Here is a 25,264-nt window from a genome sequence, read left to right as displayed (position 1 = left end):
TTTCTTTTCTACTTCACCAAGTTTTAAATCATGAAAATCTTATTTACCAAAAATATAGACCCATCTGTTTTATCCAAAGAATTAGGAGAAGACATCTTGGTCGATTGTATTGAAGTAATTAAGACCATCCCTATAGTGGTAAAACCTTTTGATCTAAAGAATTATTCACTCATTTTCACAAGTGCAAAAGGGGTGACGTCTTTCTTTAGAAATCAATTTAAACCAAACGAAAATTTTACTGCCAAAAATTACAATAAAATTTATTGTGTAGGAGAAAAAACGAAGCGGGAATTAAGAAAACATGGCTTTGGGACTTTTAAAGTTTTAAAAAATGCAGAAACTCTTTCAGCATTTATCATTGGACATTGCCCACACGAAAGGTTTGTACATTTTTGTGGAAATTTAGCAATCGATGTTCTAGATAAAGACCTGCCATTACAAAACATTAAATATCAGAAAACCACGGTTTATAACACAGAGGAAATTAATCCTTTGATTACTGAAAAATATCATGCTATAGTTTTTTTCAGTCCGAGTGGAGTTCGTAGTTTTGCAAAACAAAATTCATTGAACCATATGAAGCTCTTCTCAATAGGAGAAACTACATCCAATGAATTAAAAAAGTACACTCAAGAAAGAATTTTTACTTCTGAAGGCAATAATCTAGTTTCAATTTTAGAAATGATCAGAAGAGAAATTAATAATAACCGATAAATAATGATTGTAAAATCAATCTTATCGAAGTATTAGTTTAAAATAAATTATGATTAAGAACGACCTATATTTAAAAGCACTTCGCGGAGAAACCGTAGAAAGACCTCCCGTATGGATGATGAGACAAGCAGGAAGATATCTGCCTGAATTCATTGCACTTCGTGACAAGTATGATTTCTTCACAAGATGTCAGACTCCGGAATTAGCTGCTGAAATTACAGTACAGCCGATCCGCAGATTTCCTTTAGATGCTGCAATTTTATTTTCTGATATTTTAGTGGTTCCTCAAGCAATGGGAATTGATTTTAAAATGAAAGAATCCGTTGGCCCTTGGTTGGATAATCCGATTAGAACAATGGAACAGGTTCAGAATGTAGTTGTTCCAGATGTAAATGATACTTTAGGATACGTTTTTGATGCAATCGAATTAACGTTGATAAAATTAGATAATGAAATTCCTTTGATTGGCTTTGCGGGTTCTCCATGGACGATCCTTTGTTACTGTGTAGAAGGAAAAGGAAGTAAGGCTTTTGATATTGCAAAATCATTCTGTTTCCAACAACCGGAAGCAGCTCATTTATTACTTCAGAAGATTACAGATACCACTATAGCTTATTTAAAAAGAAAAGTAGAAAAAGGAGTTTCTGCAGTACAGATCTTTGATTCTTGGGGTGGGATGCTTTCTCCTGAAGATTATCAGGAATTCTCATGGAAATATATCAATCAGATTGTTGAGGCTCTAAGTCCACTTTCTCATGTTGTTGTATTTGGAAAAGGATGCTGGTTTGCTTTGGAAGATATGACCATGTCTAAAGCTTCTGCCTTAGGAGTTGACTGGACGATCAAACCTGAATTTGCAAGAACGCTGACGAACCATACAATGACCCTTCAGGGAAATTTTGATCCTGCAAGATTACATTCAACACCGGAAACGATCAAGAAGATGGTAAATGAAATGATTCATCGTTTTGGAAAAGACCGATACATCGCTAATCTGGGACATGGTATTTTACCAAATATTCCTGTCGAAAATGCAGAAGCATTTATCAGAGCCGTAGTAGAATGGAAACCATAAAAAAATAAGAAAGCCTCCTGGTCAGGAGGCTTTCTTATTTTTTTTTATTCTTTTATAATCTTTTTACTGATTATTTCTTTTTTATCATCTATCAGAATCAGATAACTTCCTTTTGGTAGATCTGAAAGATTATAGCCATCAGATAGCCCTATAAAAGTTTTAACTTTTCTACCAGACATATCAAGCACCGTAACTTTAGAATCAAATTTCAGGTTATTGGATTGGATATGAACAAAATCTTTTACTGGGTTAGGATAGACTTGCATTTCATTTTTCATTGAAACCTCTGTTGTCCCTAGAGTTCCTGCCGTAATAACAACATCATCTACTACTGTTCCAAAGGAATAATCTCCAACGTCATCATATACAAACCTCAATTTAAAATTAGCATTAGCATAAGGACTAAGATCTATATCCGTCGCATCAACATAACTTGTCAGTATATAAGTTAGTGTAGCCAGGTCAATAGTCCAATCGCCCGCATCCCCTGAATGTGTAAACACCTGCACCCACGATGTTCCATTAAACACTTCCACTTTTAAGACGGTATCATCAATGTAAATCTGGTTAGCATACTTAAATGACAACTTCGGATTTGTAACTCCCGAAAGATTGATCACCGGAGAAACTAATCTCGCATTGGTATTGATCCCATTAGGCCCTGCCTCATCATCATCAAAAAATGCAGCACCACTGGGAAATGAAGCGAACCCACTTTGCATACCCACTCCCCAATTATAAGCGGTATCAGGATTATCTATTGTCCAACCCGCAGGTAAAGCATTTCCGTTAAAGTTTTCAGAAAACACCTGTGCATTACATATTCCACAGGCTACTAGTAAAAGTAAATATTTCTTCATGGCAAATTTTATTAGTGATAATAAAATTAAACATTAATATTCATTTAATTATAAAATTTAACATTATATACGATTATAGCGGAAAATAAACATATAAATATTAAAAACAAATATTTAATTTCTCTTTGTATTTCTGCTATTTGAGTCTCAAAAGCACAATCCTCTATTTAATGAGATTTATTTTTATATTTGATTACTAATACATTAAACCTATCACTATGAAAAAATTAGACAAAAAAGAAATGAAGAAAATTATAGCCGGAGGTGAAATCTGCCTTGAATGTGCGTATGGATATTATCAGGTCATTATCCAAGGAAGATGCTATTGTGTTCCTTGGGAATAGCTATTAATAAAAAAAGCAGTTTTTCAACTGCTTTTTTGTTTTTTAACCCAACATCTTTTTCGCTTTTTTCACCCCTTCAACGAGTAAGTCAATTTCCTGAAAAGTATTGTAAACCGCGAAGCTTGCTCTCACTGTTCCCGCGATATTAAAGAAATCCATTATAGGTTGTGTGCAATGGTGTCCGGTTCTTACTGCGACCCCCATTTTATCTAAGATCATCCCTACGTCAGAGGAAATCCCTATTCCTTCCAGATTAAAAGAAACAACTCCCGTTCTATGTGCTTTCTCTCCATAAACTTTAAGGCTTTCAATTTCCAAAAGTTGTTTTTGAGCATATTCCAAAAGAATGTTTTCATGTCTTTGAATATTTTCCTGTCCAATTCTTTCTATAAAGTCAACAGCAGCACCTAATGCAATATTCCCACCCACATTCGGAGTTCCAGCTTCGTACTTAAACGGAAGTCCTGCGTAAGTTGTGCCATCAAATGAACATACCGCAATCATCTCTCCTCCTCCATGGAATGGTGGCAAAGATTCCAGAACTTCTTGTTTTCCATATAAAATACCTGTACCCATTGGTGCATACATTTTATGTCCTGAAAATACAAAGAAATCACAATCTAATTTTTGAACATCAATTTTAAAATGTGGAGCAGATTGGGCACCATCAATTACAATATAAGCGTCTGAGTTCTTTCTTGTTTTTGAAATAATTTCTTCAATAGGGTTTACAATTCCTAATGCATTGGAAACCTGATTTACAGAAACTACTTTTGTTTTTTCGCTTAAATATTGATCTAAGTAATCAAGTTGTAAAATACCATTCTCATCAATTGGAATTACACGAAGTTTCGCACCCGTTCTTTCACATAGCAATTGCCATGGAACTATGTTAGAATGATGCTCCAAATATGAAATAATAATTTCATCATCTTTTTTTAACTTCTGTGTAAGGATATAAGCGATGAGATTTAATCCTTCTGTTGTTCCTTTTGTAAAGATTACTTCAAAATCATGTTTTGCATTGATGAATTTTTGAATCTTTCGTCTTGAAAGTTCCATTTCTTCTGTTGCAAGCTGACTTAAAGTATGGATCCCTCTATGAACATTTGCATTGATTTCAGTATAATATTGAGTCCAAACTTCTAAAACAGAATTGGGCTTTTGAGATGTCGCTGCATTATCCAAGTAAACCAGAGGCTTACCGTTTACCTGCTGATTTAATATAGGAAACTGACTTCGTATTTCTTGAATGTCAAACATTTATTATAAATTTTACAATTATAGCGTTCTTATTTAGAACACTTCAAATTTACAGCTTTTTTTTCGAAAGACTAAAGAATGAATACCAATATAGATGTAATCTAAAATAAAAAACCTGTCAAAAAAATTGACAGGTTCTATATAATTGTTTAAAGCAATTCTTATTCTGCTGCAGTTTCTTCAGCTGCTGGAGCACCTCCCTCAACTTCAGCTACAACTTCTTCATCATCTTCATCATCACCTGCTGCTGCACCACCTTTCATTGCATTTCTAGACATCTTAACAGCTACAACAACTGCATTGTCTGGGTGCATGAAAGAATAACCTTCAGTTTTGATACCTCCAACATATAATTTGTTACCGATTTTAAGTGAAGTAATATCAATAACGATCTCATCCGGCAAGTTTGCAGGGATCGCTTTTACTTTCAGCTTTCTGAAAGACTGACGTAAAACACCACCAGCTACAACACCTTTAGAACGACCCGTAATTCTTACAGGAACTTCCATAACTACTGGCTTATCATCAGATAACTGATAGAAGTCAGCGTGAAGAATCTTGTCCGTAATCGGGTGGAACTGAATATCTTGAAGAACTGCTGGAATTGTTTGTCCATCAACCTCAATAGATACCGTGTGTGCTTCAGGAGTATATACCAAACCTTTAAAAGCTTTCTCTTCAGCAGAGAAGTTTAATGGTCCTGTTGTACCTCCATAAACAACACAAGGAACTAATTCAGCATCACGTAAAGCTTTTGTAGACTTTTTGCCCACGTTTTCTCTTTTTGTACCTTGAATTGTAATAGATTTCATTTATAAAAATTTAAAATTTTGTTTAAAATATAACTCGCAAACAGCAAATAATCAATTAGATAACAAATTTACTACTGATTGATTGATGCTCATGAACCATCTTCATAACGTCTGCAAATAATGGGGCGCAAGATAGCACTTTTATTTTAGATGACAAATTATTTTTAACAGGAATTGAGTCAGTTACAATAACTTCCAGCAATTGGGACTTCTCAATATTTTCGTAAGCTTTTCCTGAAAGCACACCATGAGTAGCCATCGCTCTAACAGTTTTCGCCCCTTTTTCCATTAAAATATCTGCAGCCTTACAAAGTGTCCCAGCAGTATCGATCATGTCATCGATAAGAATAACGTTTTTACCATCTACATCTCCGATAAGGAACATCTCCTCTATTACATTCGCTTTCTTTCTTTCTTTGTAAGCAATTACTACTTCAGCACCTAAATGTCCGGCATAGTTTTTAGCTCTCTTTGCTCCTCCCATATCCGGTGAAGCAATCGTAAGGTTATCTAGGTTCAATGCTCTTATATAATCTACGAAAATAGTGGAAGCATAAAGGTGGTCTACCGGAATTTCAAAGAACCCTTGAATTTGGTCTGCATGCAGATCCATTGTCATGATTCGTGTCGCACCCGCTGCTGTTAGAAGATTCGCAACAAGCTTTGCACCTATCGGAGCTCTTGGTTTATCTTTTCTGTCCTGTCTTGCAAGTCCAAAATATGGAAGTACAACAGTAATACTTTTTGCAGAAGCTCTTTTTGCAGCATCAATCATTAGAAGAAGTTCTAAAAGATTGTCTGCTGGCGGGAATGTAGATCCTATTAGAAAAACTCTTCCTCCTCTTACAGATTCGTCTAAAACAGGTTCAAATTCCCCGTCACTAAACTCCTGGAAGTTTATTTTTCCTAGTTCCTGCCCATAATACTGAGCAATTTTCTCTGCCAAGTCCTTACTCGTCCTTGTACTAAATAGATAACTTAACTGATCGGCCATTTTTACTTTTTAAGATTTTGCAAATTTAAAAAAAAACCACAAGAATTACTCTTGTGGTTTCTAAGTTTTTATTTCTTTGATATTTTAAGGGAATTTTATTCCCGAATAATTGTTCGCGTTTATCTGTGGTAATGTAGATTTATACCTTGCGTTAATAGATTTAATAAATTCATTAGCAACAATAGCATACCCTCTACCAGTCAAGTGAACTCCATCAAGAGAGAAAGCACCGCCTGTTACAAATTTAGCCGTATACTTTACTCCATCAAATGAAATCCCAGATTGATTATTAAGCTCAACCATTTTTTTATTCGCATCAACAAATGCATATCCTTTAGAATCTGCTGCTGCCTTAATGGTAACATTGTAAGCATCAATAGCCGTATTTACATCTGTAACTTCTGTTAATGTCAGCACATATTTATCTGCAAATGGGTAAGCAATTCCCTTTGCTCCAAGTGCTGCAGGAACTCCCGGAGGCAATGTTTGAAGTGTTCCTATTTCAGCTTTTGAAGTTAAAGGAACCAAATCTCCAGCTTTAGCCTGTCTAGCCTGGCCATAAGTTGCCCCTAAATATGGCGCTAAAGCCACTAGGGTTGGGTTGCCCGAAGCCAATGCTGCACCGGTAATCTGATTATTTAAAGGAGCCAGACTTTCATCGACAATAAGCAAAGGGTTTGAATCCGTTTTAGAAAGTAGCTTTATTCTGTCTCCAGCACCAATAGCCGTTAATATCTGACTTAATGGACCGTATAAATTAGTATTTAAGTTATCTATAGTTGCATTTCCAACAGTTACATTACCACCTCCCAGAACAGCTGCTGTTAAAGGATTGTATGGCACTGTCGTTAGAGAAGGAATAGAAGTAACACTTGGAATATTTGCTATTACCCCTTTAGCATTTGTTGATGCTATTTCATTAATTAATGCATTGTAATACTGTGTAAACTGTGCTGGCGGTGTAAGTGTTTCAACTGTAGCATCTCCCCCTGCAAGAGCATATAGTAATGCATCGTTATTTCCTATCCATAATGAAAAGAATGTAGGATTTTGTGCTTTAAAATCAGCTATTACAGATGTTGTAGGACTTGAAGCAAATCTCACAAAATAAGGATTAGCTGTTTTTGCCGGAATCCCTTGGATATTTCCATATCCCGGAGCCAGTAAATGAGCTACTTTTGCTCCCGGTACTCCCATATTATTAAAAGGACCTGTTAGAATTGTATTAACAACTGCGGTTGCAGTATTATTATTTGCATTTTTAATATCCGGGGATCCATTTACAAAAGCATTAATAAATAATTTTGTATTAGCAATCTGAACTGGACCTATAAGACTATTTAAGATCAACCCACCGTTATTATCTGGCATTAATGGCTGCTTAAACTCACCACCTCCAACAAGTTTCATTTGTTGAGCAATCATTGATGGATAGGATTCATTTTGTCCATCTAAATAAAGAGCACCATCTCTATACCCTGAAGTTAATGAATTACCTAATGCAACATACTTAGAAAAGTTTGCTTCACCTTTATCCACTTGGATATCTTTTACATCCGTATCAAAATCATTTTCGCAGCTTGTCATAAATAAAAGAGCAGAGACAGCGATTGTAGAAATTATAATTTTTTTCATAGTCTTTCAATTAAAATGGGTTATAAGATAAGCCTAGACCAAAATAGAACGCGGTAGCTTTAGCCTGTCCAACGAAACCAAGATTGGTATTATTTACGTCTCTGGCTTGAGGCATTGCATACCCTCCGGCAATATCAACTCCAAATTGCTTTAGTTTAAACCCTACCCCTCCTGTTACTACATAGGTATTAAACGAAGGTGTTTCAGCAATAAAGTTATTATCAGAATAAGGAGATTCATCATAATAAGCACCAAGACGACCAAAGATCATATCACTGAATGCATACTGTGTTCCCAATCTGAATGTTTTTGAATTTCTAAAGTTTTTAGGAGCAACAAGAATTGTTGGGTCTCCTGGCTGATTTCCAATAGGAGCATTTGCAAAATCTAATGTTAGTTTGCTGTATCTTTCCCATCCATGATAGTTAAAGTCGGCAGAAACCAACCATTTTGGAGTAATTTTATATGTTAAACCAACCGTATATTCTTCTACTAAAGGTAAAGTCGCCGTAAAGCTATCCTGCCCGTTAGCACCCAGACCTAATAATGAATAGATAGATTGTGATGGGAATTTAAATGTTGCTGTTCCGTTTTTAGCTTTCATATCAACAGGTGAACGGTAGGCAATACTTATATCAAGTTTTTCTTCCGGTCTGAAATAGAAACCGAAGCCGTATCCATGTCCACTTGCTTTTTCGTCATTAATATTAACCTCTCCTCCAAACTGGGTAACAGCTTTATCCCAATCCACCTTTCCTCTTGCATAAATATAACTTGCCCCAAAAGCTAACCATGGTGCCAATTTTACAGAAACCATTGGCTGGAAATAAAAGCTTTTTAGTTCTAGTTTCTGAACCATTTCTCTTCCTTCCCAATTATTTGGCCACTCAATAGTACTACCAAAAGGCGTTGAAAAACTAAAACCTACTGATAGATTTTCTAGCGGTTTATAAGCAATAGCCGCATATATCGGTGTCCCAATAGGATTATCAGTTTCTGTACTCTGTAAAGTATTCAAATTCTGAAAAGTAACTTTGTTACTTGCTCCAAATCCTCCGGCAACTATACTCAGTTTAGAAGGAATGAATGACATACCTGCAGGGTTAAAAAACGCCACACTTGCATCTTCAGCATGAGCACTAGTATGTGCCATTGCCAATTGTTTTACCCCTTGCAAGGAAACTCTGAAGCCTCCGGCGTAAGATAAAACACCTGCCAATAAAGCAGTTGATACTAATATTTTTTTCATAGACTATTATTATATAACCCAAATATAAAATTATTTTGAATAGGTCTGTTAATATTTCTTAATATTTTAAACATTACAGGAAAAGAAAATTATGTTTAAAATAACACTTTGGGAAAACATCAGTCTAAAAGCATATATACTAGCACATTGATAATATTTTATTGAACAATTGTAATATTTGTTTAAGATTAAACAATGATGTTATGGAATATTTGAATTTTTTAGAATTACATAAAGATAAAAATATATAAATTTGCAAGATTAAATATTAGTTATATGAGTTGTGGATGTAAAACATCCGGCGATTCTGCGCATTCTTGCGGACCCAAGAAATCCGCGAATGGTTGTGAAAGTGTAAATACCTGTGGTAATAGTTATAAATTAAGTGTTTTCGACTGGCTGTCTAACATCAACAATCCTCCTTCTAACAGGTGTGATTTTGTAGAAGTTAGATTTAAAAATGACAGAAAAGCGTTTTATAAAAATGTAAATAATGTTCCTTTACATATAGGTAGTGTAGTCACCGTAGAATCGAGTCCCGGACATGATGTTGGTGTGGTAAGTCTCACCGGCGAATTAGTGAAAATTCAGATGAAAAAGAAAAAATCTTCTGAAGAAACCTCACTAAAAATATACAGATTGGCCAATCAGAAAGATATTGAAGTTTGGCAGGAAGCAAGAAAAAAAGAAGATAGCGTAAAGATTCAGGCAAGAAAAATTGCTCACGGTCTTGGGCTTGAAATGAAAGTTACTGATGTTGAATATCAGGGTGACGCTTCGAAAGTAACATTTTATTATACTGCAGATAACCGAATAGATTTCAGGCAGTTGATAAAAGAATATGCTTCAACGTTCAGAACTAAGATCGATATGAAACAAATCGGTTTTAGACAGGAAGCTGCAAAAATTGGGGGTATCGGTTCATGCGGTAGAGAGCTTTGCTGCTCAACCTGGCTAACGGATTTCAGATCGGTAAATACGAATGTTGCAAGATATCAGCAGCTTAGTATTAATCCTCAAAAACTGGCTGGACAATGTGGCAAGCTAAAATGCTGTCTTAATTATGAATTGGACAGTTATCTTGATGCATTAAGCAATTTCCCTTCTTCATCAACAACATTAGATACAGAAAAAGGAAGAGCTTTCTGTATCAAAATTGATGTTTTCAAAAAGAAAATGTGGTTCGCTTATGTTGACAGTTCAGTAGCTTGGTATGATTTCGATATTGATCTTGTAAAACAGTTTATTTCTAAAAATAAACGCGGTGAAAAGATTCTGCCACTTGAAGATCTTAAACAGCCTGACATCCCATTACAAAGTATTGATTTGATTCAGGAAAACAGCGTTGACAGGTTTGAGAAAAAGAATAAAGCTTTCAATAAAAACAGAAATCAGAATCAGAATAACAATCAAAACAGGCCAAACAATAATCAGGGACCTAGAAAAAACAGACCTGAAAGACCTGAGAGATCAGAAAATGCAAATTCTAATCACAATCCAAAACAACCAAGGCCTCAACAGCCAAAAGTTCAATTAGAAAAAGCAGAAGCTGTATCTGATCCTGACAAAAAACCGCAACAAAATCCGAACAAGAAAAAATTTAAAAAGAAATTTCCTCCAAAAAAAGATAACAATGCATAAAATTTTAGGATTACTATCCCTTATTCTTTTCTTGAGTTGCAATTCTTCAGGAGAAAACGTTACAATGAATTCTGTTGATAACAAATGGAATAAGAAAAGTGAGCAAAAATTTAATCTTGAAATTTCGGATCCACAGAATCCTAAAAATATTATATTTGTTGTAAGAAATAATAACAATTACCCTTACAGCAATATAAGGTTTATTGTTAATTTCACTAATCTTCAGAACAAGAAAAAAGAGACAGATACCTTAAACTATGTCCTTACAAAACCAAATGGAGAATGGCTTGGTACAGGTTTTGGAGACACGAAGGAAACTCTTTTTCAGTATAAATTGAACTATAAATTTCCAGAAAAAGGGAAGTATGAAATTGGATTAATACAAGCAATGAGAAATGACTTCCTTCCTGGGATTGAAGATATTGGAGTAAAAATAGAAACGGCTAAACCGTAACCATAAATGGAAGAAAACAAAAAAAACACAGGAAGCAAAGGAAAAACCTTTCCACTTCCACCCAAAAAAAATACTTCTTGGAAAAAATGGGCTAAATTTATTTGGCTTGGACTTATTGTTGTTGTCTTAGGTATTTCAGGGCTTTTCTTTGCCGTTTCTCAAGGCTTTCTTGGTGAAATGCCTGATGTAGAAGAGCTTGAAAATCCTGATATTTATGTAGCCTCTCAAATTTATTCTTCGGATGGTGTTCTATTGGGTAAGTTTGAAAAAGAAAAAACTCAACCTATTACATACAAGGACCTTCCTCCTTTTCTTGTTTATGCTTTACAGGCTAAAGAAGATGAGCGTTTTAAGGAGCACTCAGGAATTGATGTCCAATCTATTGCAAGAGCTGTGGCTTATGGAGGTAAAAGAGGTGGTGGATCTACGATCACTCAGCAGCTTGCAAAATTACTTTTTACAGGAGGTGCTTCACAAAATAAAATTAATAGAGCATTTCAAAAACTAAAAGAATGGGTCGTTGCAGTAAGTCTTGAAAGAAGATATACAAAAGAAGAAATTGTAACATTATATTTCAACAAGTTTGACTTTTTATACAATGCAAACGGAATTGAAATGGCTTCAAAAATTTATTTTAATAAAACGACAAGTCAGCTTACATTACCTGAGGCTGCTATGTTTGTTGCCATGTTGGAAAATCCGGTAAAAAACAACCCAATGCGTAATGAAACAAGAGCAAAAGCGAGAAGGGATGTTGTTTTGGAGCAAATGCAAAAAACAGGTTATATTGATGAAGATACCTATAGTAAAGCTGTAGCAACTCCTATTACCTTGGATTACCATCCAATCAAAAACATCAATGATGACTATTCTGCCTACTATAAGTTTTATCTGAAAAAAGAGATTGACAACTATCTTAAAGATCACGAGAAAGAAACCGGTAAGAAATTAAACCTTTATAAAGACGGGCTGAAAATATATGTGACCCTTGACTCTAAAATGCAAAAATATGCGGAAGAGGCGATCAAGGAACACTTAACTGATCTACAGAAAAGATTTGACGCGGAGCAAAGAGGCAGAAAAAACAGACCATTCTACTATTTAACAGATAAGCAGATTAATGGTGTTATGACTCAGGCGATGAAAAGAACCGGACGTTATAAACTTCTAAAAGCTGCGGGAGTATCTGAAGACTCAATTCTAATGGAATTCCATAAACCTATAAAAACATCACGTTTTACATGGAATGGAGAAGAAGAAGTTGAAATGTCACCTTGGGATTCTATCAGATATCACAAGCAAATTGCTCAGGCAGGACTAATGTCTATGGTTCCAGGAACCGGGGAGATTAAAGCCTGGGTAGGAGGAATTGACTGGCAGCATTTCCAATATGATCACATTAAACAAGGTAAGAGACAGGTTGGTTCCACATTTAAGCCTTTCGTATATGCAACTGCTATTATGAAATTAGGAATGACTCCTTGTTCAGCAGTTTCAAATGGAACCTATGACCACAACGGATGGCACGTCCCTGGTAGAGGAGGAATGCTAACTCTGAAAGATGCTTTAGCTCATTCCCAAAACCCGGTTGCAGCACGTCTTATCGAGATGACTGGGGTAGATGCAGTAATACAAACAGCCAGAGATCTGGGAGTTACGGAAGAAATACCAAGAAACAACACCATTGCTTTAGGTTCATCCGATATTACGATTTATGAAATGCTAGGAGCTTACAGTACTTTTGCCAATTATGGAAATCACAACAAACCGGAAATGATCTGGAGGATTGAAGATGCTAATGGTAGGGTTATTAAAGAAGTAAATGTAGATCCGAAGGAAGTAATGAATCCTCGTTATGCATACACCATGATTGAATTAATGAAAGGGGTAGCACAATTTGGGACCGCCTCTGGAGAACTTTCAAGAAGAGGGATTTCAAAAGCAGTAGAAATTGCTGCTAAAACAGGTACTACACAGAATAACTCTGACGGTTGGTTTATGGGAATCACTCCAAAACTAGCTACAGGTGCCTGGGTTGGATGGGAAGACAGAGCAACCCACTTCTTTGGGACTGGTGAAGGACAAGGAGCGAGAATGGCATTACCAATCTGGGCTATCTTTATGAAAAAAGTCTGGGCTGATAAAAGCTTAGGAATCACTCCTGATGATAAATTTGTAAAACCATCAGACTGGAAAGACGGATGTTCTGACCTAAAAGGTTTGAGTGGTGGCTATGGAGATGATGGAGGCCTTCAGACCATTGATGAAATTAAAAATCCCAAACCAGTAGATCAGACTCCAAAAACGAATTCTGGTAAGAAAGAAGAGAACGTCAATGAAAACCTGAATACAGGTGAAGAGATTGATTTTAATAAATAATTTCTCTTTTATAAATACATGAGACCTTTCAAGCAATTTGAAAGGTCTTTTTTTATTGTCGTATCTTTGTATCTATGAATATTGAAAAGATCAGACAGCCCTTTCTAAAAAACTTTCCAGGAGATTTTTCGGGAAACCCTATGCAAAGAGTTACTCCAAAAGTGTTATTTTCAACCATCAATCCTGCGGGTTTTGAAAATCCAAAAGTAATTGCTTTTAATGAAAAACTTTCAGAGGAAATTGGATTAGGCAAATTCGAAAGTTCTGATATAAATTTTCTTGTTGGAAATGATCTTCCTGCAAATATTCAATCGTATGCTACTGCTTATGCTGGACATCAATTTGGAAATTGGGCAGGTCAATTGGGAGATGGAAGAGCTATATTAGCGGGTGAAATAACAAATAATTCCGGTCAAAAAACCGAAATTCAATGGAAAGGCTCTGGAGCAACTCCTTATTCAAGACATGCAGATGGACGTGCAGTATTGAGATCTTCCGTCCGGGAATATCTTATGAGCGAAGCAATGCATCATCTGGGAGTCCCTACAACAAGGGCTTTAAGCCTATGTTTTACAGGAGAAGATGTTGTAAGAGATATGATGTACAATGGAAATCCTCAGAATGAAAAAGGAGCGGTGATCATCAGAACTGCCGAAAGCTTCCTCCGTTTTGGACATTTTGAACTAACTTCAGCCCAAAGGGAATATAAAACACTACAGGATCTTGTTGACTTCACCATTCAAAATTACTACCCGGAGATCACATCATCAGATACACAGAAATACAAGGATTTTTTTAAAAATGTCTGTACAAGAACGGCGGATATGACTACAGAATGGTTCAGAGTGGGATTCGTTCATGGAGTAATGAATACCGATAATATGTCAATTCTCGGATTAACCATCGATTATGGTCCCTACTCAATGATAGACGAGTATGATTTAAATTTCACACCCAATACCACTGATCTACCCGGAAGAAGGTATGCATTTGGAAAACAGGGACAGATCTCACAATGGAATCTCTGGCAGCTGGCCAATGCTCTTCATCCATTAATAAAAGATGAAAAATTTCTGGAAGATACCTTGAATTCTTATGGTAATTATTTTTGGGAAACCCATGATAAAATGCTGTGTAGAAAGTTTGGCTTTGATCAGTTAATAAATGGGGATGAAGATTTTTTCAGCAACTGGCAAGGATTGATGCAGGAACTGCAGTTTGATCATACCCTATTTTTCAATCAATTAGAAAAAGTAGATCAAGAAAACGATGTAAAAGATTTATTTGCGAATGTTTCTTATACAAATCTGACTGATGACAAGTTGAGAAAACTTGAAGATTTCATACAGAAATACAATGAAAGGCTCTCCAAAAATAACATAACAAAAAAAGAGTCCTTGAATTTGATGCAAAAAACAAATCCTAAGTTTATCCTAAGAAATTATCTTTTATATCAATGTATTGAAGAAATTAATGATGGTAAAACAGAATTATTAGATAAACTAACCCAAGCATTAGAGAATCCATATCAGGAAATTTATCCTGAATTTTCTGAGAAGAGACCTTCAAGCTATGATGATATATCAGGATGCTCTACCCTGTCATGCAGTTCTTAAGTTCATAATATAAAGTAAGATACAATTGTCTATTAAAAAAAATGCTTACTTTTGAGTAACAATTACAAAATAGCTTTATTATGAAAAAGACTTTACTCTCTTTAGTATTATTAACGGGCATTATGGGCAATGCTCAAACCGTTTTATTAGATGAAGGTTTCGAATCTTATACAAACTTTGCAATTACAGGCTTAGGTACCTGGCAAACATTAGATTTAGATGGATTAAATACTTACACTGGAGGAGGTCCTGTTGTTGGAGGCACCACTATTCCTGGATGGACAGCCAATTGGACCAATGCAGGAGCTCCAATGGCATTTCAAATATTCAACCTTTCTGCAAGCAATGCCACAAACAACCTTACTTCGGTAACTGGAGTAGATGAAGAAATAAGAAATTTCACTCCTCATGCGGGACAAAAAACTGCAGTATCCTGGGCCGGCGTTCCTGCAGCTGGTGCTACAGCAAATAATGATTGGCTTATTTCCCCAGCAGTAACACTAGGCGCAGGAGGCAATCAATTAAGTCTTTGGGTAAAGGCACTTTCTCCAGCTTTCATTGAAAATTATAAAATTGGAGTATATATCGGTAGTGGTACACCAACTACAGCAGCTAATTTTACAATTATTTCAGGGGCTAGTCCTTTAGTTGCTCCTTACGCAGCATGGCAACAAGTTACACAGAGTCTAGATACTTATGCCGGTCAAACTGTTAGAATAGGTATCCAATATATGTCTGCTGATAAATATATGCTACTCGTAGATGACGTTAAGATTACGACGGGAACTCTTTCTACTAACGAAGTTTCTTCAAAGACCAAAACAAGTATCTCCCCTAATCCTACAAAAGGAGAAGTGAATATCAAAACTGATAAAAAGATAAAATCTTCCACAATACTAGATATGTCTGGCAAATCAGTAATGAATACAAATTCTGAGAAATTAAATATCTCTTCTCTCCCAAAAGGAATTTACCTGATTAAGGTTGAGTTTGCCGATGGAACTTCAACTACTGAAAAAGTAATTAAAGAATAACAATTTTTTATATATCTGTTAAAACTCACCAAAATTGGTGAGTTTTTTATTTTACTTTTGCAAAAACTTTAAACAGGTGAATTTCAAATCAAAATTCGTTAATTTCTTCAAGCTCGTATTCCCTTCTTCATTAACTGAGCTATGGGTATTTCTATTTTTTATATCTTTTTATGGGATTTTAGGATCATATATCGCCCTTAATTACCGAATAATTTTTGACAACAGGATTCCCTGGGATGCCTATTTCAGCTTTGACAACCGCTCTATTGTAATGAGTGGCGGAAGTTTTGAAAGACATCCCCTCTCTTATTATTTCTTCAACTGGATAAGGGAAATTGCTTTTTTTATTTCAAATGGTAAAACAGATTCTACGTTCCGATTGACCTTAGCATGGTTCAGTACAATCACGATAAGCCTAAGTGTACTACAGATTTTTAAATATCTTAAAAATATCATTCATCTACCTTTGATGATCAATCTTTTACTGGTATTATTTTTTGGATTTTTTTCAACAAACATTTTACTTTCCTTTACTCCTGAAAACTTCACCTATACCCTTTTTCTTCTCTGTTTGTATAATCATTATGCCGCAATTAAGCTTAAAAAGGATGAAAAAATACCGGCATTAGCTCTTGCTTTTGCTGCCATTTCAGTAGGAGGTCTTACAATTACAAATATTGCTAAAGCATTTGTTCCCGTATTATTTGAAAAAAATATTTTCAGAAATTGGAGAAAATTCGGAAATGCAGCTCTGCGCGTTGCCATAACCTGCATTTGCTTTGTCCTACTCTATTTGAACCGAATTGATTTTAAATATAAAAACATATTTAACAAGACCAGCGAACAGTATGAAAAATTCTCCAATGTAAAATCTACTCCTACCTGGGATATGATAGCTTCTTATTTTTTCGGTGGCAACATCCTATTCTCAAGCTTCATTATCCGGGACAAAAATAATATGAAAGGCTTTAATTTTAAAGCGTTAATCATGGATGTTTATTCTTCCTGGATTCCTTATTTATTTATTGCAATTCTATTAGGATTAATATTGTGGAGTTATTTTAGAAACTTTAAAAGCAAATTTGTGCAAATAATCATGATTTCATTTCTGCTAGATATCGTTATCCATTGCATAATGAAATTTGGATTACACACTTCATATATCTATGGTGGACATTTTGTTTTCGTTTTTCCATTACTTTTAGGATGGCTTTTTTATGCTTATAAAGCATCACCAAAAGTATTATCGATCTTAGCAGTCACAATAGGAATATTGTTCATCTATTTAGTAGTTAACAACTACATTAGAATGACAGAATTTTTCTGGTTTTTAAACACCTATTACCCATAAAAAAGCTGAGAAGAAAATTCTTCTCAGCTTAACTTTTTATATAGAATAAAAGCTCTATTTTGCTTCAGCACAGAATATTCTGTATTGTATTGCCACCGCAGATTTAAAATATTCTCTAATTTTAGACAAGTCCGAAGATGCACTTTGTTTCGTGAAATAACTTCCTACTAAGATCTTGTAATTAGGTCTTAAAGAAGCATCAGTTTCAACCTTCAGATTTGGAAATCTTTTTCTAAAATAAGACTTGATCTCATTGGCTTCATCATTACTTTTTACTGTCGTGATCTGTATTTTATATCCCAAAATTCTTGGATTCTTTCTACAGATCTCTGCATTTGTCAATTCTCGACTTGGAACATATATTTTTGTCGGTTTTGTATAGGTCTCTTCATTATTTTCTCTAGGAGTTGTAGAAGTAGAAACTCTGGAACATTTATCTTCCAGACCTTCTAAAGCATCTTTTACCTTAGGATCCATAGACATAATCAGCTCTGTTCCGGACAATGTATCCTTCTTTACAACCTGCTGGGCTTCAATAGTATAAAATCCGAATAAGGATAGTATTGTCAATATTTTGATTAAATTTTTCATTTAAACTTGTTTGCGCAAATTTATACAAATTAAAAAATTATACCAAACAGAGTTATTTAGAATCAATACAAATTAAACGTAAATGATATTTTCCCCTTTCTATATGCCGTTAAATTCCTGTTAAAAATATTATTTTTGCGGGATTGATTGAATGTTCAATATTTTACTAACATAAGATAATTTAAATGATTAGTTGGAGAAAGCATTATAAACAAACGTTGATCGCAATAGGCTTATTGCTATCAACCAGTGCTTCATTTTACGGGCAAGACGGCGATCCTAAAAACGGCGAGAAACTTTTCAAAGCGAATTGTACTGCATGTCACGCGCTGGATAAACAAGTTATAGGACCTCCTTTGAAGGGAGTTGTAGAACGTGTAAAGACAGAAGGTGGTGTAGACAAAGATTGGCTTCATAAGTGGATCAAAGACAACAAAGCTCTAAGAGCTTCTGGGGATAAATACGCTAATGAGATTTTTGAAAAATTTAATAAAACTGAAATGTTACAGTTTCCTAATCTTACAGATAAGGATATTGATGACATCTTAGCTTTTACAACTAATCCTCCAGCTCCGGAAGAGAAAAAACCGGAAGCGGGAGCTACTGCAACAGATGCTACGGCAGCTGCACCAGCGGACAAAACAACAACAAACGTTGTAATCATTTCACTTTTAGCGATTGCAGGTTTATTGGTTTGGATCTTACTTAAACTAAGACAATTAGTTAAACTGGGTCAATCTGAAGATTTAGCAGGATTAAACGAAACAAGGGTTCGTTCTTTCAGTGAAGTCTATGAAAAATACCATTATATAGGTAAAGGATTACTGGCAATTTTAGCGATCCTTGCTACTTATGGAATTTGGAACTGGATCATGTGGATCGGTGTTTACAAAGGATATAAGCCAGAGCAGCCTATCTTCTTCTCACACAAAATCCACGCTGGAGAACAGAAAATTGACTGTCAATTATGTCACTCAAGCGCTAAATACGGTAAGGTTTCTGAAATCCCTTCTATGAACGTTTGTATGAACTGTCACAGAACAATTTCTGAATACAATGCAGACCACTACATGGAGCCTGGAAAAGACAAGGCATTCTATGATGGTGAGATCCAGAAGATCTATGCCGCAACTGGTTGGGATCCTGCAAAACAAGTATACACTGGGAAAACTCAGCCTGTAGAATGGACAAGAATCCACAACATGCCGGATTTCGTATACTTTAACCACTCTCAGCACGTTGTAGCTGGTGAGCAGGCGATCATCAATTCTTTCAACAAGAAAAATCCAACGAACAAAATTGATGTTGTTTGTAAAGCTTGTCACGGAAAAATTGATACAATGAATGTTGTTCAGATGGCTAATGACTTTACGATGGGATGGTGTATTGAGTGTCACAGAACTACAGAAGTTGATATGAACAACGGTTATAATAAAGAATACTTCAAAAATCTACATGACAAGTTGAAAAAACAATACCCTAAAGATGGTGGTAAGATTACTGTAGATGCGATTGGAGGTCTTGAGTGTGGTAAATGTCATTATTAATAACTAAAAATTAGAAGTATAAATGGCTTCAAACAAAATACAATTTAGAAGTATTCATGAACTTAAAGACCCAGCTTTAAATAATAGGCTGGCTCAGAAAGAGTTTCAGGAAGAAATTCCGGTAGAAGATTTCCTTGGAGATGCTGAACAAAACGGATCAAGTACTTCAAGAAGAGATTTCTTAAAGTTATTAGGATTTTCTACGGCAGCGGTAACGCTTGCTGCCTGTGAAGCTCCGGTAATTAAAACGATTCCTTACGTGGTAAAACCTCATGATATTATTCCTGGGGTTCCAAATTACTACGCTTCAACATATTTTGATGGTTTCGACTTTGCTAGTGTTTTAGTAAAAACCCGTGAAGGAAGACCTATCAAGATTGATCCAAACCCAGCTGCAGGTGATTTAGGTAAAACTAACGCCAGAGCTCAGGCAAGTGTACTTTCTCTTTATGATAATGATAAAGTAAAACAACCTAAGCTGGACGGTAAAGACGAAACTTTCGATAAAGTAGATGATTTCGTTCTTAAAGGTTTGGCAGAAGCTCAGGCAGCAGGTAAGAAGATTGTTCTTTTATCTCAGTCATTCGCTTCACCAACTTTCAAAAAGTTGTTCGCTGAATTTAAAGCTAAGTATCCTACAGCTGAACTTGTAACTTATGATGCTTTCCCTTACTCTGCCGCATTAGATGCTGCTCAGGAAGTATTCGGACAAAGAGCATTACCTGTTTATGACCTTAAAGGGTCTGAGTTAGTAGTTTCTTTCCAGGCAGATTTCTTAGGAGATTACAATGCATCGAGTTTAGAAACGTCTTATGCTGAAGCTAGAAAACCGGGAGCAAACATGTTGAGACACGTTCAAGTGGAATCTAACATGTCTTTAACTGGTGCAAATGCTGACTCAAGATACAGATTAAAACCAAGTGCAGTAAATAAAACGTTAGTTGAGGTTTATAATGCAATCGTAGGTGGAGGTGCTGCTTCTGACAAGATTGCTGCTGAAATCGTAAAAGAACTACAGGCAAAAGGCAACAAAGCAGTTGTATTAGCTGATGGTTCTAAAGGAGCTCAGGTTCTGGCACACTTAATTAACCAAAAACTGGGTTCAGTAGCTTTCACTGGTAAAGCTAATTTCTTAAAAGAATTTGATAAAGCAAGATATCAGGAATTTCTGGGATGGGTAAATGCAGGTCAGGTTGGTGTATTAATTACAAACAATGTAGACCCTATCTACTCTCATCCAAAAGGAGAAGATTTCAAAAAATCTTTAACAAAAGTTCCTTATGTAATTGCTGTTGCAGATAAGAAAAATGAAATGTATAAGGCAGCGAAAGCTGTAATTCCTGTAGCTAACTGGCTGGAATCTTGGGGTGACATGGAACCTCAGACTGGAGTTTATACATTAATGCAGCCTACGATCCAAAAAATCTACAAATCAAGACAGATTGAAGAATCTTTATTGGTTTGGAAAAATGGTAAAAACAATGCTGCTAATAACTACTATGACTATTTAAAAAATAGTGCAGCTTCTATATTAGGAGCTACCTCTTTCAACAAAGCTTTATATAATGGTATCGTTCCTTCAAACAACGCAACAACGTTGGCTTATACAGGAGGAAATGCTGCTCAGGCTCTTGCTGAACTAGGAAACTTTAAAGCTTCTGATTTAGAATTGGTATTATATACTAAGACTTCTATCGGAGATGGTACTCAGGCCAACAACCCTTGGTTACAAGAATTACCAGATCCATTGACAAGAATGTCTTGGGATAACTACTTGACAATTTCTCCTAAAGATGCAGAAAGACTAGGAATAGAAAACGACCTTAACGCTAGAATGCAGTTAGACGGTTCTATTGTAAATCTTACGGTGAATGGAGTAACAATAAAAGATGTTCCTGTATTTATTCAACCAGGTCAGGCAGACGGATCAGTAGGTCTTGCACTTGGATATGGTAAAAAAGATTCTGGAGCAACTGCTGATACTGGAGTAAACGCTTATCCTTTATTTGATGGCTCTAATTTAGCGGTATCAAATGCTAAAATAGAGAAAACAGGAGAAGATCACGAATTCGCAGGTATCCAGCTTCAAAACACCCTAATGGGTCGTTATGAAATTGCTAAAGAAGTTCCTCTTACTGAGTATTTAAATGTAGCATTTGATGACGAGCATAAAGGATGGAACAAGCCTTTGGAGTATCACACGATCAGTGGAGCTCTTCCAGCAAGAAAAATAGATCTTTGGGATGCTTTTGACGACACAGATGGCCCTCACTTCAACTTATCAATCGACTTAAACTCTTGTACTGGTTGTGGAGCATGTATCATTGCTTGTCAGGCAGAAAACAACGTTCCTGTTGTAGGTAAAGAAGAGATCAGAATGTCAAGAGATATGTACTGGTTAAGAATTGACCGTTACTACTCTGCTAAAGAAAAAATTGAAACTAAAGAAGGTATTGAAAGAGGATTAAATGTTCCTAATCTATACGACATCTTAATTGAGCCAAACGAAAGTCCTGATGTAATTTTCCAACCGGTAATGTGTCAGCACTGTAACCACGCTCCATGTGAAACAGTATGTCCGGTAGCGGCTACTTCTCATGGTAAGCAAGGTCAGAATCACATGGCTTATAACAGATGTATTGGTACTAGATATTGTGCAAACAACTGTCCATACAAAGTAAGACGTTTCAACTGGTTCACATATAACTTAAACGATCGTTTTGATTTCAACATGAATAACGATCTTGGAAGAATGGTACTAAACCCGGATGTTGTTGTAAGAACAAGAGGGGTTATGGAGAAGTGTTCAATGTGTATCCAAGAAACTCAGGCTACAATCTTATCTGCTAAGAGAGAAAACAGAAAAGTAACTGACAACGAATTCAAAAATTCTTGTGCATGTGCTGCTGCTTGTTCTACCGGAGCAATGACGTTTGGAGACATGAATGATAAAGAATCTGAAGTGAGAGAATTATATTCTAGCAACAGAAGATATTATTTACTAGAAGAGATCGGAACAAAGCCAAATGTGTTCTATCACACTAAAGTAAGAAACAGAGTAGAAAAATAAAGTTTAAATAATAAATAGGTAAAAAATGTCAGGACATTACGAAGCTCCGATAAGGGAACCTCTAATTATTGGTCACAAAACTTATCACGATATCACAGAAGATATTGCACGACCTATCGAAGAAAGAGCAGGTAAATTATGGTGGGTATCACTATATGCAGCTTTAGCTCTATTCATCTACGGATTCGGCTGTATCGCTTATACTATCGGGACAGGTATTGGAGCATGGGGGCTTAACAGAACTATTAACTGGGGTTGGGATATTACCAACTTCGTATGGTGGGTAGGTATTGGTCACGCCGGAACCCTAATCTCAGCGGTATTATTATTATTTAGACAGCGTTGGAGAATGTCTGTAAACCGTTCAGCTGAAGCGATGACTATCTTCGCAGTTGTACAGGCGGCAATCTTCCCTGTAATCCACATGGGTAGAGTTTGGGTAGGATATTGGGTATTCCCTCTTCCTAACCAGTTTGGTTCTCTTTGGGGGAACTTCAACTCTCCTCTACTTTGGGACGTATTTGCAATCTCTACGTATTTCTCAGTATCTACAGTATTCTGGTTCATGGGATTAATCCCTGACTTTGCAATGATCAGAGATAGAGCTAAAACGCCTTGGACAAGAAAAATTTATACATTCCTAGCATTCGGTTGGGGTGGTAAAGCAAAACACTGGCAGAGATTCGAAGAATTATCTTTGGTATTAGCAGGTTTAGCAACTCCACTTGTATTCTCAGTACACACTACCGTATCTTTTGACTTCGCAACTTCAGTTATTAAAGGATGGCACTCTACGATCTATCCTCCATATTTCGTTGCTGGTGCGATTTTCTCAGGATTTGCAATGGTACAAACACTATTGTTAATTGCCAGAAAAGTTTGTCACCTCGAAGATTATATCACTATGTATCACATCGAGATTATGAACATCGTAATCGTTGTAACAGGTGGTATGGTAACTGTAGCTTATGCAACTGAATATTTTATCGGATGGTATTCCGGATCAAGATTTGAAGACTTTACATATCTTTCTCCAGGTGCTGCAACAGGACCTTACTGGTGGGCTTTCTGGGCTTTGATTACTTGTAACTTGATTGTTCCGGCTTCTTTCTGGTTCAAAAAAGCTAGAACAAATATTATCTGGACTTTCATCGTTGCATTAATTATCAACATCGGTATGTGGTTTGAGCGTTTTGATATCATCGTTATTAACCTTTCAAGAGATTACTTGCCAGGTTCATGGACGATGTTTAAACCAACGATTATTGACGTGGGTGTATATTTAGGAACAATCGGATTCTTCTCTGTATTATTCTTATTATATGCAAGAACATTCCCTGTAATTGCACAGGCTGAATTAAAATCGATTTTGAAAATCTCAGGTGAAACTTATAAAGCAAAAGAAGGAGATGAGCACCACTAAAATTGTATACGGACTTTATGCTGATGACGACGATTTAATGAACGGCGTTAAAGCATTCAACGATAAAGGAATAACGATAAACGAAGTTTATACGCCATTTCCAGTTCACGGACTAGATAAAGCTTTAGGTTTAAAGAAAACTAGAATTTCTGATGCTGCGTTTTTCTATGCTCTTTATGGTGTTACCATTGGTGCAACTGTAACTTGGTATGTGATGAATCATGACTGGCCTCAAAACATTGGTGGTAAACCTGCTTTTGACTGGGGACACAATATGCCGGCATTCGTAGTTCCAATGTTTGAATTAATGGTATTTTGTGCAGCTCACATGATGTCTCTTACTTTCTTAGTTAGAAATAAGATGTATCCGGGAGCTCCAGCTCAAAATCCAGATCCAAGAACTACAGATGACAAATTCATGATGGAGTTTGTAACTGAAGATGTAGAATCTGTAAAACAGCTACTTATTGAAACTGGAGTTGAAGAAATAACTGTTAAAGACGCTTAAAATGAAAAAGAATGTATTAAGAATTACTGCAATCTTAGGTTTAACAACAGTTTTACTTAATTCTTGCGGACCGAAAGAAAATGCACCCCTGGTATATTTCCCGGATATGTATTTCCCGGTAGCTTATGATCCATTGATGAAAGCTCAGGATGCGTATTCAGATCATGAGAATGAAATCCCAGCGTTTGTTAAAAATAGCTTTGCAACAGGACTTGCTCCAGTAGAAGGAAGTGTTGCTCAAAATAAAGACGGAATTTTTGAAGAAGGATTACTTCCGAAAAATGTAGATGAATATAATGCAGGATATGATGCATCAAAGAAGATGACTGTTTCTCCTTTAAATCCAGCTAATGCAGCTAAGGATATAGAAAGAGGAAAAATGTTGTTCGACCACACTTGTGCAGCATGTCACGGAACTGGAGGTGATGGACAGGGTCCAATTGTACAAAGCGGTGCTTTCTCTGGTGTGCCTAACTACGCAGATAGAGAAATTACTGTAGGATCTGTTCATTATGTATTAACTAACGGTAGAAATGCAATGGGTTCTTATGCGGGACAATTGAACGCAGGAGACAGATGGAGAGTGGCGATGTATGTGATGAGTGCTTTCAAGAAAAATGCAGCACCAGCAGCAGCTACAACCGCTACAGCTACGCCAGCTGCGGCAACAACTGAGACGACTACCGCAACTAAAAAATAAGAAA

General features: G+C 36.0%; 21 protein-coding genes. 14 read left to right on the top strand and 7 right to left on the bottom strand.

What is annotated here, in order from left to right; genetic code table 11:
* Nucleotides 1-30: 30 nt before the first annotated feature.
* Both J7E44_RS12900 and hemE read left to right on the top strand, forming a co-directional pair.
* Entirely contained in the window at nucleotides 31-714 is a 684-nt protein-coding gene (locus J7E44_RS12900) for a uroporphyrinogen-III synthase (RefSeq protein ID WP_214830371.1), read from the top strand.
* Nucleotides 715-763: 49 nt separating this feature from the next.
* Complete coding sequence (hemE, locus tag J7E44_RS12895) at nucleotides 764-1,789, top strand: uroporphyrinogen decarboxylase (RefSeq protein ID WP_214830369.1); 1,026 nt, start codon at nucleotides 764-766, stop codon at nucleotides 1,787-1,789.
* 44 nt (nucleotides 1,790-1,833) lie between these two features.
* Here the strand turns inward: hemE and J7E44_RS12890 are convergent, their stop codons facing one another.
* Nucleotides 1,834-2,649: a T9SS-dependent choice-of-anchor J family protein gene (locus J7E44_RS12890; RefSeq protein ID WP_214830366.1), complete on the bottom strand. Its 816-nt coding sequence runs from the start codon at nucleotides 2,647-2,649 to the stop codon at nucleotides 1,834-1,836.
* Nucleotides 2,650-2,867: 218 nt separating this feature from the next.
* On the opposite strand from J7E44_RS12890, the gene J7E44_RS12885 reads away from it, so the two are divergent.
* Nucleotides 2,868-2,993, top strand: coding sequence for a GNAT family acetyltransferase (locus J7E44_RS12885; protein ID WP_214830365.1), 126 nt, complete (start codon nucleotides 2,868-2,870; stop codon nucleotides 2,991-2,993).
* Nucleotides 2,994-3,035: 42 nt separating this feature from the next.
* Here the strand turns inward: J7E44_RS12885 and J7E44_RS12880 are convergent, their stop codons facing one another.
* The 5 genes from J7E44_RS12880 to J7E44_RS12860 all read right to left on the bottom strand — a co-directional run bounded on the left by J7E44_RS12880 (nucleotide 3,036) and on the right by J7E44_RS12860 (nucleotide 8,946).
* Nucleotides 3,036-4,256: an aminotransferase class V-fold PLP-dependent enzyme gene (locus tag J7E44_RS12880; RefSeq protein ID WP_214830363.1), complete on the bottom strand. Its 1,221-nt coding sequence runs from the start codon at nucleotides 4,254-4,256 to the stop codon at nucleotides 3,036-3,038.
* Nucleotides 4,257-4,417: 161 nt separating this feature from the next.
* Nucleotides 4,418-5,068 carry a 50S ribosomal protein L25/general stress protein Ctc gene (locus J7E44_RS12875; protein ID WP_214830361.1) on the bottom strand — a complete coding sequence of 217 codons (651 nt, stop codon included), beginning with the start codon at nucleotides 5,066-5,068 and terminating at the stop codon, nucleotides 4,418-4,420.
* Between the two features lie 55 nt (nucleotides 5,069-5,123).
* A complete protein-coding gene (locus tag J7E44_RS12870) occupies nucleotides 5,124-6,062 on the bottom strand; it encodes a ribose-phosphate pyrophosphokinase (RefSeq protein WP_214830359.1) in 939 nt (312 codons plus the stop codon).
* Between the two features lie 84 nt (nucleotides 6,063-6,146).
* Nucleotides 6,147-7,697 (bottom strand): SGNH/GDSL hydrolase family protein, encoded by a 1,551-nt coding sequence (locus J7E44_RS12865; RefSeq protein WP_214830357.1) that lies wholly within the window; start codon nucleotides 7,695-7,697, stop codon nucleotides 6,147-6,149.
* Nucleotides 7,698-7,707: 10 nt separating this feature from the next.
* On the bottom strand, nucleotides 7,708-8,946 hold the full coding sequence (locus J7E44_RS12860) for an OmpP1/FadL family transporter (RefSeq protein ID WP_214830355.1): 1,239 nt from the start codon (nucleotides 8,944-8,946) through the stop codon (nucleotides 7,708-7,710).
* 276 nt (nucleotides 8,947-9,222) lie between these two features.
* Here J7E44_RS12860 and J7E44_RS12855 point away from each other — a divergent pair, with 276 nt between their 5' ends.
* The 6 genes from J7E44_RS12855 (at nucleotide 9,223) to J7E44_RS12830 (ending at nucleotide 17,421) form a co-directional block, all read left to right on the top strand.
* On the top strand, nucleotides 9,223-10,587 hold the full coding sequence (locus J7E44_RS12855; protein WP_214830348.1) for a PSP1 domain-containing protein: 1,365 nt from the start codon (nucleotides 9,223-9,225) through the stop codon (nucleotides 10,585-10,587).
* Nucleotides 10,580-11,041 (top strand): gliding motility lipoprotein GldH, encoded by a 462-nt coding sequence (locus J7E44_RS12850; protein ID WP_214830346.1) that lies wholly within the window; start codon nucleotides 10,580-10,582, stop codon nucleotides 11,039-11,041. The genes J7E44_RS12855 and J7E44_RS12850 overlap by 8 nt, the downstream gene beginning before the upstream one ends.
* Nucleotides 11,042-11,047: 6 nt before the next feature.
* Nucleotides 11,048-13,420: a penicillin-binding protein 1A gene (locus tag J7E44_RS12845; protein WP_214830344.1), complete on the top strand. Its 2,373-nt coding sequence runs from the start codon at nucleotides 11,048-11,050 to the stop codon at nucleotides 13,418-13,420.
* A 74-nt stretch (nucleotides 13,421-13,494) separates the two neighbouring features.
* Nucleotides 13,495-15,036 (top strand): protein adenylyltransferase SelO, encoded by a 1,542-nt coding sequence (locus J7E44_RS12840; protein WP_214830342.1) that lies wholly within the window; start codon nucleotides 13,495-13,497, stop codon nucleotides 15,034-15,036.
* An 80-nt stretch (nucleotides 15,037-15,116) separates the two neighbouring features.
* Complete coding sequence (locus J7E44_RS12835) at nucleotides 15,117-16,070, top strand: T9SS-dependent choice-of-anchor J family protein (RefSeq protein WP_214830339.1); 954 nt, start codon at nucleotides 15,117-15,119, stop codon at nucleotides 16,068-16,070.
* Between the two features lie 76 nt (nucleotides 16,071-16,146).
* Nucleotides 16,147-17,421 (top strand): DUF6080 domain-containing protein, encoded by a 1,275-nt coding sequence (locus J7E44_RS12830; protein WP_214830337.1) that lies wholly within the window; start codon nucleotides 16,147-16,149, stop codon nucleotides 17,419-17,421.
* A gap of 54 nt (nucleotides 17,422-17,475) precedes the next feature.
* Here the strand turns inward: J7E44_RS12830 and J7E44_RS12825 are convergent, their stop codons facing one another.
* The gene (locus J7E44_RS12825; protein WP_214830335.1) at nucleotides 17,476-18,012 is read right to left on the bottom strand and encodes an SPOR domain-containing protein; all 537 of its coding nucleotides are present in this window, start codon (nucleotides 18,010-18,012) and stop codon (nucleotides 17,476-17,478) included.
* A 185-nt stretch (nucleotides 18,013-18,197) separates the two neighbouring features.
* On the opposite strand from J7E44_RS12825, the gene J7E44_RS12820 reads away from it, so the two are divergent.
* From J7E44_RS12820 to J7E44_RS12800, 5 genes are read left to right on the top strand one after another with little or no spacing between them, the layout of a single operon-like run.
* Nucleotides 18,198-19,559, top strand: coding sequence for a c-type cytochrome (locus J7E44_RS12820; protein ID WP_214830333.1), 1,362 nt, complete (start codon nucleotides 18,198-18,200; stop codon nucleotides 19,557-19,559).
* 22 nt (nucleotides 19,560-19,581) lie between these two features.
* Nucleotides 19,582-22,629 (top strand): TAT-variant-translocated molybdopterin oxidoreductase, encoded by a 3,048-nt coding sequence (locus tag J7E44_RS12815; RefSeq protein WP_214830331.1) that lies wholly within the window; start codon nucleotides 19,582-19,584, stop codon nucleotides 22,627-22,629.
* A gap of 25 nt (nucleotides 22,630-22,654) precedes the next feature.
* Nucleotides 22,655-24,052, top strand: coding sequence for an NrfD/PsrC family molybdoenzyme membrane anchor subunit (gene nrfD / locus J7E44_RS12810; protein ID WP_214830329.1), 1,398 nt, complete (start codon nucleotides 22,655-22,657; stop codon nucleotides 24,050-24,052).
* A complete protein-coding gene (locus J7E44_RS12805) occupies nucleotides 24,039-24,560 on the top strand; it encodes a DUF3341 domain-containing protein (RefSeq protein WP_089028500.1) in 522 nt (173 codons plus the stop codon). Before nrfD ends, J7E44_RS12805 begins: the two co-directional genes overlap by 14 nt.
* 1 nt (nucleotide 24,561) lies before the next feature.
* Entirely contained in the window at nucleotides 24,562-25,260 is a 699-nt protein-coding gene (locus tag J7E44_RS12800) for a c-type cytochrome (protein ID WP_214830322.1), read from the top strand.
* The last annotated feature ends 4 nt before the right edge of the window (nucleotides 25,261-25,264 follow it).

It is taken from the genome of Chryseobacterium sp. ISL-6 (assembly GCF_018613715.1).
In the GTDB taxonomy this organism is placed as follows: domain Bacteria; phylum Bacteroidota; class Bacteroidia; order Flavobacteriales; family Weeksellaceae; genus Chryseobacterium; species Chryseobacterium paludis.
The sequence above is the reverse complement of the archived record's forward strand: the minus strand, read 5'-3'. Positions and strand labels throughout refer to the sequence as shown.

Excerpts from the sequence above, each read along its gene's own strand:
- J7E44_RS12855 (WP_214830348.1), top strand. The coding sequence starts at position 9,223 with ATGAGTTGTGGATGTAAAACATCCGGCGATTCTGCGCATTCTTGCGGA.
- J7E44_RS12870 (WP_214830359.1), bottom strand. The coding sequence starts at position 6,062 with ATGGCCGATCAGTTAAGTTATCTATTTAGTACAAGGACGAGTAAGGAC.
- hemE (WP_214830369.1), top strand. The coding sequence starts at position 764 with ATGATTAAGAACGACCTATATTTAAAAGCACTTCGCGGAGAAACCGTA.
- J7E44_RS12835 (WP_214830339.1), top strand. The coding sequence starts at position 15,117 with ATGAAAAAGACTTTACTCTCTTTAGTATTATTAACGGGCATTATGGGC.
- J7E44_RS12820 (WP_214830333.1), top strand. The coding sequence starts at position 18,198 with ATGATTAGTTGGAGAAAGCATTATAAACAAACGTTGATCGCAATAGGC.
- J7E44_RS12865 (WP_214830357.1), bottom strand. The coding sequence starts at position 7,697 with ATGAAAAAAATTATAATTTCTACAATCGCTGTCTCTGCTCTTTTATTT.
- J7E44_RS12900 (WP_214830371.1), top strand. The coding sequence starts at position 31 with ATGAAAATCTTATTTACCAAAAATATAGACCCATCTGTTTTATCCAAA.
- J7E44_RS12815 (WP_214830331.1), top strand. The coding sequence starts at position 19,582 with ATGGCTTCAAACAAAATACAATTTAGAAGTATTCATGAACTTAAAGAC.
- J7E44_RS12840 (WP_214830342.1), top strand. The coding sequence starts at position 13,495 with ATGAATATTGAAAAGATCAGACAGCCCTTTCTAAAAAACTTTCCAGGA.
- J7E44_RS12885 (WP_214830365.1), top strand. The coding sequence starts at position 2,868 with ATGAAAAAATTAGACAAAAAAGAAATGAAGAAAATTATAGCCGGAGGT.
- J7E44_RS12875 (WP_214830361.1), bottom strand. The coding sequence starts at position 5,068 with ATGAAATCTATTACAATTCAAGGTACAAAAAGAGAAAACGTGGGCAAA.
- J7E44_RS12850 (WP_214830346.1), top strand. The coding sequence starts at position 10,580 with ATGCATAAAATTTTAGGATTACTATCCCTTATTCTTTTCTTGAGTTGC.
- J7E44_RS12805 (WP_089028500.1), top strand. The coding sequence starts at position 24,039 with ATGAGCACCACTAAAATTGTATACGGACTTTATGCTGATGACGACGAT.
- J7E44_RS12825 (WP_214830335.1), bottom strand. The coding sequence starts at position 18,012 with ATGAAAAATTTAATCAAAATATTGACAATACTATCCTTATTCGGATTT.
- J7E44_RS12890 (WP_214830366.1), bottom strand. The coding sequence starts at position 2,649 with ATGAAGAAATATTTACTTTTACTAGTAGCCTGTGGAATATGTAATGCA.
- J7E44_RS12845 (WP_214830344.1), top strand. The coding sequence starts at position 11,048 with ATGGAAGAAAACAAAAAAAACACAGGAAGCAAAGGAAAAACCTTTCCA.
- J7E44_RS12800 (WP_214830322.1), top strand. The coding sequence starts at position 24,562 with ATGAAAAAGAATGTATTAAGAATTACTGCAATCTTAGGTTTAACAACA.
- J7E44_RS12860 (WP_214830355.1), bottom strand. The coding sequence starts at position 8,946 with ATGAAAAAAATATTAGTATCAACTGCTTTATTGGCAGGTGTTTTATCT.
- nrfD (WP_214830329.1), top strand. The coding sequence starts at position 22,655 with ATGTCAGGACATTACGAAGCTCCGATAAGGGAACCTCTAATTATTGGT.
- J7E44_RS12880 (WP_214830363.1), bottom strand. The coding sequence starts at position 4,256 with ATGTTTGACATTCAAGAAATACGAAGTCAGTTTCCTATATTAAATCAG.